The sequence below is a fragment of the Shewanella sp. W3-18-1 genome, from assembly GCF_000015185.1.
Lineage (GTDB): Bacteria > Pseudomonadota > Gammaproteobacteria > Enterobacterales > Shewanellaceae > Shewanella > Shewanella putrefaciens.
In genome coordinates this window covers 3604362-3617503 of sequence record NC_008750.1, presented here as the reverse complement: position 1 = coordinate 3617503, position 13142 = coordinate 3604362, and the positions used below count along the sequence as shown (strand labels likewise).

The following is a 13142-nucleotide window of genomic DNA, read 5'->3' as shown; positions in this document are numbered from 1 at the left end:
TTAGTGCGGCTCTGTGTTGAAAAAGGGAAATGGCATTAAAGCGCATTTCCCTTTGATGTGTCGCTTGTGCTTAAAGCCAATTTTAAACGGTTAAACCCGCTTAAAAGATGACTTTCACTTTACTGGCGCTATCGAGTGCTTTGCTGATTGCGCTGTCGATATCGATATCACGGGCAAGCGCGACACCTAAACGGCGGCGACCATCAATATCGGGTTTGGCGAATAATCTAAGCTGAGTGTTGACCGCTTCTAATGCCGCACCAATCCCTTGATAGCGGATATTGCTTGAGGTGCCTTCGGCCAAAATCACCGCCGAGGCACTTGGGCCATGCTGGTGGATATTGGGTATGGGTAGACCAAGAATCGCTCGAACATGCAGGGCAAATTCCGATAAATCTTGGCTGATGAGTGTGACTAGGCCTGTGTCATGTGGCCTTGGCGAGACTTCAGAGAAATACACTTCATTGCCTTTAACAAACAGTTCTACGCCAAATAGCCCATAACCGCCAAGGGCTTCGACCACTTTGCTCGCAATCGCTTGGGATTTTGCTAACACTTCATCGGACATGGCTTGTGGCTGCCATGACTCGCGATAATCGCCATCTTCTTGCCTGTGGCCAATGGGGGCACAAAAGTGAATGCCGTTCACAGCGCTGACCGTTAACAGGGTGATTTCATAATCGAAGGGAACAAAGCCTTCGACTATCACACGACCACCGCCAGCGCGGCCGCCTTCTTGGGCATATTGCCATGCTTTGTTGCTTTGAGCGATATCGCGAATAACGCTTTGGCCTTTGCCCGATGAGCTCATGACAGGTTTCACCACACAAGGCACACCAATTTCGCGAATGGCTTGATTAAATTCGGTTTCGGTATCACAGAAAAAATAGGGTGAAGTCGGTAAACCTAAGGTTTCGGCGGCGAGACGACGAATACCTTCTCTGTCCATCGTGAGCTTAGTTGCGCGGGCAGTGGGGATAATATTCACGCCTTCGGCTTCCATTTCCACTAAGGTTTGGGTGGCGATGGCTTCAATCTCTGGGATGACTAAGTGCGGCTTTTCTAATTCGATAATAGCCCGCAGCGCTTTAGCATCGAGCATATTGATCACATGGGAGCGATGCGCGACTTGCATGGCGGGGGCGTTGGCGTAACGGTCAACACCAATCACTTCAACGCCTAAGCGTTGCAGTTCAATGGCGACTTCTTTGCCAAGTTCACCGCAGCCGAGCAACATGGCGCGTCGTGCGCCCTCTGTGTAGGGAGTGCCTATCATGTGTGGGTACCTTTTATATTGGGATAATTGACGCCTGAGGACGTTCTTGCGCCATAGTTTACCTCGATTGCTGGCAAAACATGAGACTGAAATTGACAACTGTGTTTTTGATCAAGCTATTTAAGGGATTAACGGCGGGCTTATTTGGGGGAAGTCGTAAGAATCTGATTCACTGGGCTGTTTATGTTCACTTTTCGTTTCATAACAGATCATGAAAACCGAAAACACATAGGCATTATATTAACTAATACCGATGGCGTTGGTCGCATCATAACACTGTGATAGACCAACGCTCTTATCGAATGAATATGGCTATAAAGGCTTAGATATCAAAAGCAAGGCTACCTGGTGGTAGGAATGGCCAGCTTTGGCGAATAGGTGAACTCTCACCCTGCGCGCCAAAGAAGTAACCTGTTCTTGGGGTGGCGTAAACCACACTGCCTTTTTGCAACCCGAGTTCCTGCAGATGATGGTGGGTAAATTTGGCTTCCCATGGTTCTTCGCTATGCCAGCCGAGTGGGGCTAATTCCAGTCTCACTTCGGCGCCAATGGGGGTCATGGCAACAATATTGAACGGCAAATTGGCCTGACTGTTAGGCTTGTCTGATAGCGCCAATTCGTGACTGCGGACATAGAGCGCGCCATCTTGCTGCAGTGCTTGCTGTTCTGGAGGTGTTAAAAATGCTTGACCATTTTCCCAGCGTTTTTGTTGCCAACTGGCTTCAAAGACATTGACGTTACCCAGAAAATCAAACACAAAGCGGCTATTGGGGTGCGAGTATAGCTCAGCAGGTGTATTAATCTGTTCTATATGACCATTGCTCATCACGACCACTCTATCTGAGAGTTCAAGTGCTTCATCCTGATCGTGGGTCACAAACACGCTGGTGAATTTTAATTCGTCATGCAGGCTGCGTAGCCAGCGGCGTAGTTCTTTACGCACTTTAGCATCTAAAGCGCCAAAGGGTTCATCCAGTAGCAAGACTTCTGGCTGGGTTGCTAATGCACGGGCCAACGCAATGCGCTGTTTTTGTCCACCCGAAAGTTGTTCGGGATAGCGCTGTGCCAAGTGACCGAGTTGTACCATCTCGAGTAAATGACTGACCCGTTTTTGGATTTCTGCCGCCGAAGGTCTTTGTTTTTTAGGAATAACTTCGAGCCCAAAGGCGACGTTATCGGCGACCGTCATATGGCGAAACAGCGCATAGTTTTGAAACACAAAACCCACGCGTCTTTCACGCACATGCACTTGGGTGACATCTCGGTTGCCGAATTGAATTTGTCCGCTATCGGCTCCTTCAAGACCAGCAATAATCCGCAGCAGTGTGGTTTTGCCTGAACCAGATGGCCCCAGTAGACCTATCATTTCCCCTTCTTGAATATCGAGATTAAGGGGGGAAAGCGCCTGAAATTGGCCAAATTTCTTGGAAATATTAGTAAGACGAATACTCATAATTGGCTCTGCTCTTTATTGTCATTGGCGGTTAAACTGCGTTGTTGCCGCCATTCAACTACGGCTTTTAGCATTAGGGTAAATAGGGCGATTAGGGCCAGTAGTGACGCGCTCGCGAAGGCAGCTTCGGCCTGATAATCTTCATACAGTAATTGCACATGTAAAGGTAAGGTATTGGTTTCGCCGCGAATGTTACCTGATACTACAGCAACAGCACCAAATTCTCCTACGGCTCTGGCATTGGTGAGGATCACACCGTAAATCAGTGCCCATTTGATGTTGGGTAGGGTCACGCGGCGAAAGAGTTGCCACCATGACGCTCCGAGGATCACTGCGGCTTCTTCTTCCGATGCGCCCTGTTGCTGCATCAATGGAATAAGTTCTCTGGCCACAAAGGGGCAAGTGACAAAAATGGTCACTAATAGTATTCCCGGCCAAGCAAACATGATCTGCAAATCGTGCTCATATAACCATTCGCCCAGCCAGCCACTGTTGCCATAGAGCAGCAAATAGAGCAAACCAGCGACGACAGGGGATACCGCAAAGGGGATATCAATTAGCGTGATCAGTAACTTGCGACCGGGGAATTCAAAGCGAGTGACACTCCACGCCAGCATGACGCCGAACACTAAATTGATGGGCACTGTCAGTGCTGCCACCATCAGCGTTAAACCAATCGCATTCAGCGAATCCGGCTGAGTTAGATGCCCAATATAGCGCTCCAAACCTCCAGCAAACGCCTGCTGAAAAATACTCACCAGCGGCAATAGCAACAATAATAAGCCTAAGAGCACGGCGAAGGTAATAAGGCTCCATTTTATTAGGGGAGCTTCACCGACTCTTAAGGGTTTAAATGAGTTCATATTCGCTCCTTATCGGCCATGAATGCGGCGCAGGTAACGCGCCTGCCACAGGTTTATCAGCAGTAATAGCAATAGTGAGGTCATCAGAACCACTGAGGCAATGGCGCTGGCACCTGCAAAATCAAACTCTTGCAGGCGGACAAAGATCATTAACGAAGTGATTTCGCTGATATAGGGCATATTGCCAGCGATAAAGATCACTGCACCAAACTCACCTAGACTGCGGGTAAAAGACAGTGCCGTTCCAATCATTAATGCTGGCCAAAGGGAGGGTAAAATTACCCGCCAGAATACCGCAATATCTGAGGCGCCAAGCGTCATTCCCGCTTCTTCTTCCTCGTGGGATAACTCTTCGAGAACGGGTTGTACTGTACGAACCACAAAGGGAATACTGGTGAAAATCATCGCGACCACTATGCCTAGCGGGGTGTAGGCAACTTTTATGCCCCATTCTGCTAATAGACTACCGATTTGGCCGTTTTCCGCATAAAGGGTCGCTAAGGTGATACCGGCAACAGCGGTCGGCAAGGCAAAGGGTAAGTCTACCAAGGCATCTAAAATGCGTTTGCCGGGAAATTCATAACGCACGAGTACCCATGCGAGTAATAATCCGAAAAGGCAGTTAAATAAAGATGCCGCGAGTGCCGATAGTATGGTGACTCGGTAACTGGCAACCACTCTGGGATCGGCAATCACGCCCCAGTATTCGGACCAACTCATTGAACTGGTCTGCATGATTAGGCCTGTGGTCGGCAATAATAGGATCAGGCTGACAAACAGTAGGGATACACCTAAGCTGATGGTAAAACCGGGAAGAACCCGCTTATGGCGTAAACGCCCGTTATTAAAAATCACAGAATAATCACCCGAAAAGGTTAATCGCGTTAAACCAATATTCTATATAGTGTTCGCTCATTACTGGCTCAAGCCATATGTAAGCCACTATTTTACGGCTAACACTGATTGATAAATGCCAATTAGCGATAAACCCGGGACTTTGCCCGGGTTCTAGGTTGATATCTTACTATATTAAAGGTGATATCAACGCTTTAATAACTGATCCAGTTTGGCACCATTGGCAAATTGAGTCTCCATTGCATTATCCCAACCACCGATGATTTGCTCAACGGTTAAAAGGTCAACCGTAGGGAACTGCTTAGCAAATTCTGCCTGAACCTTTTCGTTGTGTACGCGATAGTTGAATCCTGCCAGTAGTCGCTGTGCTTCTTCACTATAGAGATAGTTCAAATACTCAGTTGCTATCTCTAATGTACCGTTACGCTTAGCATTTTTTTCAACCACAGCAACGGGAAACTCTGCCAGAATTGAGGTTTTGGGTACAACCACTTGGTAATCATCCGTACCATATTGCTGACGAATGTTGTTCACTTCCGATTCAAAGGTAATTAATACATCACCGATCCCACGTTCAACAAAGGAAGTGGTTGCACCGCGGCCGCCAGTATCAAATACAGCCACATTGCCGAGGAACTTTTTCAGGAATTGATCCAGTTCCGCCTGATTATCCTTACCATGGTTTTTCTGGGCATAACCTAATGCGGCTAGATAAGTGTAGCGAGCATTACCAGAGGTTTTTGGGTTAGGAAATACCAGCTTAACGTCATCTTTCGCTAAATCGCCCCAGTCGCTGATTTGCTTTGGGTTACCCTTACGCACCAAAAAGGCAATGGTGGAATAGTAAGGTGAACTGGCATTAGGCAGTAATTGTTGCCAATTTTCGGGGATCAATTTACCGCGATCGTGTAGCACTTGTACGTCTGTCACTTGATTAAAGGTCACCACATCTGCGGGTAATCCCTGCAGAATCGAGCGTGCCTGTGCAGATGATCCTGCATGGGATTGTTTAATCTCGACGGTTTTACCTGTTTGCTCTTGCCAGTGTTTGGCAAAAACCGGGTTATAGGCATTAAATAATTCCCGTGCGATATCATAAGAGGAATTAAGCAGGGTTTGATCTGCGGCGGTTACATTGAGCGAGGTTCCCAGAACGAGGGTCCCCAGCAGGGCCTTTATCAATTTTACGGACATTTTAAACTCCTTAATCTGGCAACTTGATCAGCGTGATGACTTGTAGATTAGTAGAATTAATTAATTATAAAAAGCCATTCATATAGAACTTTTTTGAATAACTATGAGCGATTTATTTTATGCTATAAACAATATTCACCGTGTTTGTGAGAGATAACCCACTTAGAATAGGCTATTGCTTAGCTGTTTTATCAAGTAAAGGATAACCCTTGTGTCTGACTTCCCGACAATTGAAGCCTGTATTGGGCAAACTCCGTTAGTTCGCTTGCAGCGGCTTGACTGTGGTACTTCCACTGTGCTGTTAAAGTTGGAAGGCAATAACCCCGCTGGTTCGGTAAAAGATCGCGCTGCACTTAATATGATTATTCAGGCCGAACTTCGCCAAGAGATAAGCCCTGGTGATACGCTTATTGAGGCAACGAGTGGTAATACTGGTATTGCGCTCGCGATGGCGGCGGCCATCAAAGGATACAAGATGATCCTGATTATGCCGGAAAACTCGACTCAGGAGCGTAAGGATGCGATGCAAGCCTATGGCGCAGAACTCATGCTGGTGGATAATATGGAAACCGCGCGGGATTTGGCATTGCGGTTACAAACCGAGGGTAAAGGTAAGGTGCTGGATCAATTTAATAACCAAGATAACGCTAATGCGCATTTCCTCACGACAGGCCCTGAGATTTGGCAACAAAGCCAAGGCAAGATTACCCATTTTGTGTCCAGCATGGGGACAACGGGCACCATAATGGGCGTGTCTAAATACCTTAAAACTTGTAATCCTGATATCACTATCGTCGGCCTTCAGCCCGCCGATGGCAGTGCTATTCCTGGGATTAGGCGTTGGCCGCAGGCGTATTTGCCGGGTATTTTTGATGCATCCCGTGTTGATGTCGTCATGGATATTGAAGAGCAAGATGCAAAAGCCATGGCGAGGACTTTAGCGCGGGAAGAAGGGATTTGTGCAGGGGTCAGTTCGGGCGGTGCTGTGTTTGCAGCACTGGAGATAGCTAAACAATATCCGGATTCTGTAGTCGTAGCGATTGTTTGTGACAGGGGCGATCGTTATCTTTCGTCAGGGCTTTTTTCCTGAGTTCTAGACTTTTACTCCAAAAAAATTAAGTGATATGAAATAAAAATGGGCGGAGATACGCCCATTTTAACCTGATTATTTTTGGGGTGGGAACTGCGTCAAAATTCGGCTGACGGCTTTGGCCGTATCTTGAGCTTTTTTATCGCCACCAGTATCAAAATCAAAACTATCGCTCCCACGCCAAATCAACTTTTTTGTCTTCGGGTCCACAATATCTATCTGAATGGTTTGAATTTTAGCAGTATCACTCCCCAGTGGAACGCCAACACTGGTACCTATTCCAATCCCGCCCGAACTTCCGAATGTACCAGTGCCTAATCCAATGGATAGTCCTGAATCTTTGGGCTTATCTTGGGTCAGTAAGGCGTAGGTGACATTAAAATCGGGTGATGTTGTATTTTCAACAAAACCCTTTTGAGTCAATTGATCATTGATTTCTGTTTGAATACGCTGGGCACTTAGCGGATCGTCCGTTGGCTGTGGTGTGAGCTGGGTAAAGCTGCGTAGTGCGGCGAAGTCGTAATTGAGATCGTAATCGTTTTTCGGTTTACTGCTACAAGCGCTTAATAACACTAAAGCACTCAATAGTATGGCAAGGTAACGGTATCCCATGATAGAACTCCAAGTTGTACAAACTCTGTTCAATGTGCCTTGATTAAGGTTGTTACTGCAAGTACTTTTAGATAAGCATGTTGTATTTGAATCGCTTTGAATGCAATAAAACGGCATCGTCTTAGCGCGCTGTGTTGAGTATGGTTGATTTTTAGTGAGGAATCGCAGCAGGTGATGGAACAGTTAGCCTTTTTTGAGATCCCCAGTCCTTGTATCGGTGTGTGTGCCACCGATGCGCGCGGTTACTGTAATGGTTGCCTGCGAAGCCGTGACGAAAGATTCAATTGGTTAACCTTTTCAGATGCGCAAAAATACGATGTTATTCGCCTGTGTACTCAACGCAAACGTCGTCGTCAGTTAGCGATGATGAAAGCAAGGCAAGCACAAATAGAGCAAGAAAGTGCAGCGTTAAATCCACAGCTGAATTTTGAGCCTGAGCCAGAAGCCGATCTGGATTTTGGGGACATCGAGCTAGACTAATAGGTTGAATTAGCTTGTTTAACTCGCTTTTTACATTTGCGAGTGAGATGCATGAGTGACTTTTGTTTATCTAATCCTAATGCTTATCACTGCTTACGTTTCTTTGGCCAGATTAAACTAAAGCGGGTATGTAGCGTATCGCTGACGACGCTTACATCCCCTTGATGGCGCTGCATAATACGTTTGATGATCGCCAGTCCCAAACCGTGCCCTTTATTACCATTCTGCACCGATTGGCTGCGATAAAATGGCTCGAACACTTTGGGTAAATCCACCGCAGGGATAGATTCGCCATCGTTACTCACACTTAAATTGACCCTATGCAGGGTCTGCTTAACCTCAATGATGATTTCAGTGCGGGCAAAGCGTTGTGCATTGGTCAGTAAATTCTGTAGCGCCCGTTCGATTAATGCGGGTTCTCCGAATAAGGGGAGTTTTTCGACTTCGGCCTTGAGCGTTATAGGCGTTGGACTTAAGGTTTCTAGACGCTTAATGCTTTGATTGATAAGGTTAATTAAATCGTATTCGTCTAATTGAATTCCTTCTCGCTGGGACTCTAAGCTGGCGTAGGTTAGCAGTTCTTGAAGTAAGTCTTCCATTTCTTTGATGTCGAGCTGCATTTCGTCGAGAAAGTCTTGTCGCTTCTGTTCGTCCGAATCTGGCTGGCAATACATAGGCATAAGTGCAAGAGCGAATTTGAGCCTCGCCAGAGGCGTGCGGATCTCATGGGAAACCGCATTAGAGAGGTGTTTTTGGTTCTCAATCAAGGCGCTGATATGGCGCGCCATTTCGTTAAATGTATCGGCTAATGGTTTGACTTGTGATCGATTTGACAGGCTAATCTGAGTGTTCCATTTGGCTTCGCCAAATTCTTTGGTGGCCTTACGCAGTATGCTCAAATCCCGTGAAAGCGGGCCGACCCAAATTAGCGCAACAAGGGCGAGTGATAAATAAAAGAACAGGGTGAACAGGCTGCGAAGGTTGGCTCTGGGATCTATGTCCAGCGGCCCCGCCATTAAGACTTGATCGTCTACTCGAATAAATTGCAGCAAGCTATCATCATTGGCCGTGGTGGTGAACACCTTGCTTGTGCTTAACGCTTGATTATCTGCCAGCGCGACTTGATCTGCATTGAGTAATTGCAGTGGCATCACCGGATTCGCTGGGATCGCCTCCAGATACCGTTGGCGGGTATCGGGAGGCAATTGAGCTAATAATTGCGCTAATGCCACTAACGGCGCATCGAGGGCATTATTGTCATCCACATTTTTTTGCCACAGACTGTCGAGTGTCCAGCCGATGCCAAGAATGCTCAGGCTTAATAATAAATATAAGCTGATAAAGAGACGTTTCACTGTAGTAACTTAGTTATTCCAAGCTTCTGGGGCAAATAGATAACCTTGTCCCCAAACGGTTTTAATTCTAAAAGGTGTCTCAATATTATCGTTGAGTTTTTTACGAAGTCTTGAGATCCGCACATCGATTTTTCGATCTTTACCGTCAAAGTCAATATTGAGCAGTAGCTGGTATATGTACTGGCGACTTAGCACTTGTCCCGCCTGTGAGGCCAGCAACCATAGCAGCTCAAATTCGTGGCTGGTTAAATCGACTTCTTTATCGTCAAGTCTAATGGCATGGGTATGCGGATCGATACTGAGTTTGCCAAAGGTTAAACAATGGGATTCGGCCTGTGGTGGTTGATTTTGACGGCGTAGTAAGTTGTGAATTCTTGCCACTAATAGCGCAGGATCAACGGGCTTGACCACATAATCATCGGCGCCCAATTCTAATCCTTTGATTTGATCTTCAGTCGAACCAAGCGCGCTCATCAACAGTATTGGACCTGCAAAATAGTCAGGTAATTTTTCGCACAGGCTCAGGCCATCCATGCCTGGCAGCATAATATCTAACAGTATGATATCGGGCTTATAGTTGATTAAACGCGTTAAAACAGTATCGCCGCGGCGTTCCACTTCGACATGCATGCCGTGGGATTTTAAGTAATCGACGATTAAATTTGCCAGACGGACATCGTCTTCAACCAATAACACTCTGTGGGATGCTTGTGGGCTGGTCATTAAAATAAACTCCAAGGGTTACGGTAACGTCTGCGCACCTGAGGCTGTGAAGCTGACGTGATTTTAAGTTTGGCACCTGCCAAGGTTTGATTGCTCTCTTTACTCACCATGACAAATTGAATATCAGTCGAGGTGCTTACCTTAATATTGACAGTGCGCTGATTGAGCGAATCATTACACCATTTTGGATAAGCTGGATTGTCGGATAAAATGCAAACGAGCTCATCGTTAGAGAGTTCCCACTGTAATTCCAGCGTGATCTCACAAGTTTGCTCATCATTGCTGGTAATACAAATTTCTGGTGTCACTTTCAGATTATTGTGCTTATCAGATTTTGCCTGTGCGTTATTGCTCCCAATTAAACCCAAGCAGAGAGTTAACACACAAAGCAAGTTAATCTGAGGGGGAGTCACTAATGTTAAAACCTATAGGCTGCGCCAACAAAATACGTGCTGCTGTAGTCTTTATCAAGCAAGGGACTGGCGGCAATTTCATCGGAAATTTGAGTATAACGAACTGCCAATAGCAGATCCCAATTATCTGTTAATATATAGCGTACCGTGGCTTCAGCACCTTTATTCCAACCTGAACTGGCTTGATATTTCTGGCTCCAATAGGCATTTTCGCTTGGACGGATACCATAGTAATAATCCACGACATTTTGACTTTTCCAATCCAAGACTAAGGATAAATCGAGAATCCATTGATTTACATGCCAACCATAAGTCCACTTTACTTGTGCCTCTGAGCCAGAGTGTACACTGAACATATCGTGGGAATATGCCAATCTGATTGTACCTAATTGACTATAAATAAAGGCTTCTATACCACCGAGCATAGTAAAGTGGCGCGATTCTAATGAATTAAAGACAGGCTCAGGCTCACTGCTAATACTCAGTGCAGGACGATCTGTAAAATTGGTTGCAGTTTGCGAGCTGCGAGCAAGAAAGACATTTGAAGGATCCCAGCGATAAAAATAGGCTCTGTCCAAGCTATAACTTGTCACTACATTAACACTAAAATATTCTTGTTCAGTTAAACTGTAGCCAATATTGCCATTATCGAAAAACCAACGCTCGCCGTAGTAAGCGACTGTTGGGATGAAAAATACTGGGATATCGTCAAAATCCTTTAATGGATTGGTTTTTTGCCCCCATCCGATAGCTATACCTAAATCCCAATTCCGCATTTCGATACACTCATGTTTCGTAGAGCATGTCTCTTTCGCCATTCCTACTAAGGGGATGCCGAGGGTGATTAGCAGGATAAGTAAAATACGATACATGATTAAGCGTTATGGGTCGAAGTCGTGATAAGTAGAAAAGAGATTAGCATTTTATGCTTCATTCGACAGAGGTTTAGCTAGTATGGATGCAAAATGATACAGATGTCAGATGAATAGTAGCAATGAGTTTTTTGTAACTCACTGTATATAAATGAAAAAAATATAACCCCCACCCATTTTTACGTGGTGATGTCGTCAGCCCTGAATGTTAATTTTTGTTATTATTTTGTGTCTTTTTGAGGCGTTATTGATGTGAGAATTGTGTAAAATGCGCCCGTTTCACAAAATATTGTGCCATTCAATAGGATGAATGGCACGGTAGTAAGCAGTGAAAGCTAAATGTATAGGATCACGCTAAAGGAAGCGAATGAGTCAAGTTTAGTTGAGTTCTTTAATCGTTTGATAGCCCATTTCAGTCAATTGATCGTTTACACAATCGAGCACATATTGTGGTAATTCAGCATTGTCTATTTGATCTTCAGATGCCATCTGTTGACATACCTCTGTCAACTGGGCAACGTCGGACGCAGGGGCAGGGGGGAGCGGAGATTCATTGGCAAATGGTGCAAAACTAACGAATACCGAAAGAGTGATAAGAGCTGATAACTTCTTCATTTTATTTCCTTTAGTTATTGATTGTTAACAACAGACTAAGATTTGTTCTCTTAATTCAATGTGCCAACAGCAGCAATTTATCACTGCTATTATTTTTTAGATATAAATAATTTTTAGCTAATTTGGTGAGTGAATTTTTCCGTGCTGTGCTCGTAAGTCGACATCATACTTTGGGGTATTTCTCAGACTATTTACAGGCTGTTGTCATCATACTGCCACATCTACCTTATTCCAATTGACTATACCCATAATTCATTTTTATGCATTCGCTGTCTTTAAGCTATTGAGTTAGCAGCATGCGAAAAGTTCCATCTGCAGTCGTTATTCAATGGTTACTATTTTGTCAAAAGTGCGGTTTATGTCGTTTTTCTTACTTTATTGGGATGAAGTTAATAAATATCCCTGTTTATAGAAACGCTTGATCTTATATTTGGTATCGCTAAAAAAGTAAATTTTGAACCAATGCAAATATTGCGTAAGAATCGCGATCTAAAGCACGTTCTGACTAGGGTTTACGGTAGTTATTTGAATCTAAAAAGAATATTTATTAATTAGAATGTTGAAATGCTAATTTTTATTTTATTTATTTCGTAATTGATTGATATTTATTGATTATTTTTGATTTTCTTGATGTTTTAAACTTTACGTTGCGAGTCATGTTTATGTCTACTAAAATGCGCCGCTCACAGAAACAGATAAGTGTGATGTATTTTATTAATATTTTGATTTTAATCAATTTAGTGACTCTCTAGGAGAACGGTAGTGTCGACAAAACTGGCTAATCCAGCCCCATTAGGTTTAATGGGTTTTGGTATGACGACGATTCTGTTAAATATTCATAATGCGGGATATTTCCCGATAGACTCTATGATCTTAGCCATGGGAATATTCTATGGTGGTATTGGTCAAGTCATTGTTGGCATTATGTGTTTTATGCGTGGGGATACCTTTGGGACCACGGCTTTTACATCCTATGGCTTGTTTTGGTTAACCCTTGTTGGATTAATTTTGATGCCGAATGCGGGCGTTGCGGCGAGCCCAACCTATTTTATGGGATGGTATCTGACGCTTTGGGGTATTTTTACAGCATTTATGTTTGTGGGTTCATTACGATACCCAAGGGCTAAGCAATTTGTTTTTGCTTCACTTACGGTATTGTTCTTCCTACTCGCCGCTCGAGATTTTACGGGTAATGCCCTAATTGGCACTATTGCAGGGTTTGAGGGCATTATTTGTGGTGCTAGCGCAATTTATTTTGCGATGGCACAAGTACTGAACAATGAATATGGCCGTACTATATTGCCGATTGGTGAGTTGAGAAAATAATATTTCGATCCGAGG

The 13142-nt window shown here is 44.7% G+C and carries 14 protein-coding genes; 3 read left to right on the top strand and 11 right to left on the bottom strand.

Going from position 1 to position 13142, the window contains the following annotated elements; translation table 11 throughout:
• Positions 1-100: 100 nt before the first annotated feature.
• The 5 genes from purT to cysP all read right to left on the bottom strand — a co-directional run bounded on the left by purT (position 101) and on the right by cysP (position 5641).
• Positions 101-1276: a formate-dependent phosphoribosylglycinamide formyltransferase gene (purT, locus tag SPUTW3181_RS16460; protein WP_011790429.1), complete on the bottom strand. Its 1176-nt coding sequence runs from the start codon at positions 1274-1276 to the stop codon at positions 101-103.
• Between the two features lie 322 nt (positions 1277-1598).
• Entirely contained in the window at positions 1599-2729 is a 1131-nt protein-coding gene (locus SPUTW3181_RS16455; protein WP_011790428.1) for a sulfate/molybdate ABC transporter ATP-binding protein, read from the bottom strand.
• Positions 2726-3592 carry a sulfate ABC transporter permease subunit CysW gene (gene cysW / locus SPUTW3181_RS16450; protein ID WP_011790427.1) on the bottom strand — a complete coding sequence of 289 codons (867 nt, stop codon included), beginning with the start codon at positions 3590-3592 and terminating at the stop codon, positions 2726-2728. The genes SPUTW3181_RS16455 and cysW overlap by 4 nt, the downstream gene beginning before the upstream one ends.
• A 9-nt stretch (positions 3593-3601) precedes the next feature.
• The gene (gene cysT, locus SPUTW3181_RS16445; RefSeq protein WP_011790426.1) at positions 3602-4447 is read right to left on the bottom strand and encodes a sulfate/thiosulfate ABC transporter permease CysT; all 846 of its coding nucleotides are present in this window, start codon (positions 4445-4447) and stop codon (positions 3602-3604) included.
• Between the two features lie 186 nt (positions 4448-4633).
• Positions 4634-5641, bottom strand: coding sequence for a thiosulfate ABC transporter substrate-binding protein CysP (cysP, locus tag SPUTW3181_RS16440; RefSeq protein ID WP_011790425.1), 1008 nt, complete (start codon positions 5639-5641; stop codon positions 4634-4636).
• Between the two features lie 211 nt (positions 5642-5852).
• Between cysP and cysM the strand changes: the two genes are divergently transcribed.
• A complete protein-coding gene (gene cysM, locus SPUTW3181_RS16435) occupies positions 5853-6731 on the top strand; it encodes a cysteine synthase CysM (protein ID WP_011790424.1) in 879 nt (292 codons plus the stop codon).
• 75 nt (positions 6732-6806) lie between these two features.
• Here the strand turns inward: cysM and SPUTW3181_RS16430 are convergent, their stop codons facing one another.
• The gene (locus SPUTW3181_RS16430) at positions 6807-7343 is read right to left on the bottom strand and encodes a DUF4136 domain-containing protein (protein WP_011790423.1); all 537 of its coding nucleotides are present in this window, start codon (positions 7341-7343) and stop codon (positions 6807-6809) included.
• Positions 7344-7517: 174 nt separating this feature from the next.
• Here SPUTW3181_RS16430 and SPUTW3181_RS16425 point away from each other — a divergent pair, with 174 nt between their 5' ends.
• On the top strand, positions 7518-7823 hold the full coding sequence (locus SPUTW3181_RS16425; RefSeq protein WP_041408241.1) for a DUF1289 domain-containing protein: 306 nt from the start codon (positions 7518-7520) through the stop codon (positions 7821-7823).
• 86 nt (positions 7824-7909) lie between these two features.
• On the opposite strand, the gene SPUTW3181_RS16420 is transcribed toward SPUTW3181_RS16425, so the two are convergent.
• From SPUTW3181_RS16420 to SPUTW3181_RS16400, 5 genes are all read right to left on the bottom strand, one after another.
• Positions 7910-9178 carry an ATP-binding protein gene (locus SPUTW3181_RS16420; protein WP_011790421.1) on the bottom strand — a complete coding sequence of 423 codons (1269 nt, stop codon included), beginning with the start codon at positions 9176-9178 and terminating at the stop codon, positions 7910-7912.
• 9 nt (positions 9179-9187) lie between these two features.
• Positions 9188-9901 (bottom strand): response regulator, encoded by a 714-nt coding sequence (locus tag SPUTW3181_RS16415; RefSeq protein WP_011790420.1) that lies wholly within the window; start codon positions 9899-9901, stop codon positions 9188-9190.
• Complete coding sequence (locus SPUTW3181_RS16410; RefSeq protein ID WP_011790419.1) at positions 9901-10314, bottom strand: DUF3019 domain-containing protein; 414 nt, start codon at positions 10312-10314, stop codon at positions 9901-9903. Before SPUTW3181_RS16410 ends, SPUTW3181_RS16415 begins: the two co-directional genes overlap by 1 nt.
• A gap of 5 nt (positions 10315-10319) precedes the next feature.
• On the bottom strand, positions 10320-11186 hold the full coding sequence (locus SPUTW3181_RS16405) for a MipA/OmpV family protein (protein WP_011790418.1): 867 nt from the start codon (positions 11184-11186) through the stop codon (positions 10320-10322).
• Between the two features lie 378 nt (positions 11187-11564).
• Positions 11565-11801, bottom strand: coding sequence for a hypothetical protein (locus SPUTW3181_RS16400; RefSeq protein WP_011790417.1), 237 nt, complete (start codon positions 11799-11801; stop codon positions 11565-11567).
• A gap of 762 nt (positions 11802-12563) precedes the next feature.
• Here SPUTW3181_RS16400 and SPUTW3181_RS16395 point away from each other — a divergent pair.
• Entirely contained in the window at positions 12564-13127 is a 564-nt protein-coding gene (locus tag SPUTW3181_RS16395) for an acetate uptake transporter (protein ID WP_011790416.1), read from the top strand.
• The last annotated feature ends 15 nt before the right edge of the window (positions 13128-13142 follow it).

Coding starts and splice junctions, on each gene's coding strand:
- purT (WP_011790429.1), bottom strand. CDS start 1,276: ATGATAGGCACTCCCTACACAGAGGGCGCACGACGCGCCATGTTGCTC.
- cysP (WP_011790425.1), bottom strand. CDS start 5,641: ATGTCCGTAAAATTGATAAAGGCCCTGCTGGGGACCCTCGTTCTGGGA.
- SPUTW3181_RS16400 (WP_011790417.1), bottom strand. CDS start 11,801: ATGAAGAAGTTATCAGCTCTTATCACTCTTTCGGTATTCGTTAGTTTT.
- SPUTW3181_RS16425 (WP_041408241.1), top strand. CDS start 7,518: ATGGAACAGTTAGCCTTTTTTGAGATCCCCAGTCCTTGTATCGGTGTG.
- SPUTW3181_RS16455 (WP_011790428.1), bottom strand. CDS start 2,729: ATGAGTATTCGTCTTACTAATATTTCCAAGAAATTTGGCCAATTTCAG.
- SPUTW3181_RS16430 (WP_011790423.1), bottom strand. CDS start 7,343: ATGGGATACCGTTACCTTGCCATACTATTGAGTGCTTTAGTGTTATTA.
- cysW (WP_011790427.1), bottom strand. CDS start 3,592: ATGAACTCATTTAAACCCTTAAGAGTCGGTGAAGCTCCCCTAATAAAA.
- SPUTW3181_RS16405 (WP_011790418.1), bottom strand. CDS start 11,186: ATGTATCGTATTTTACTTATCCTGCTAATCACCCTCGGCATCCCCTTA.
- SPUTW3181_RS16415 (WP_011790420.1), bottom strand. CDS start 9,901: ATGACCAGCCCACAAGCATCCCACAGAGTGTTATTGGTTGAAGACGAT.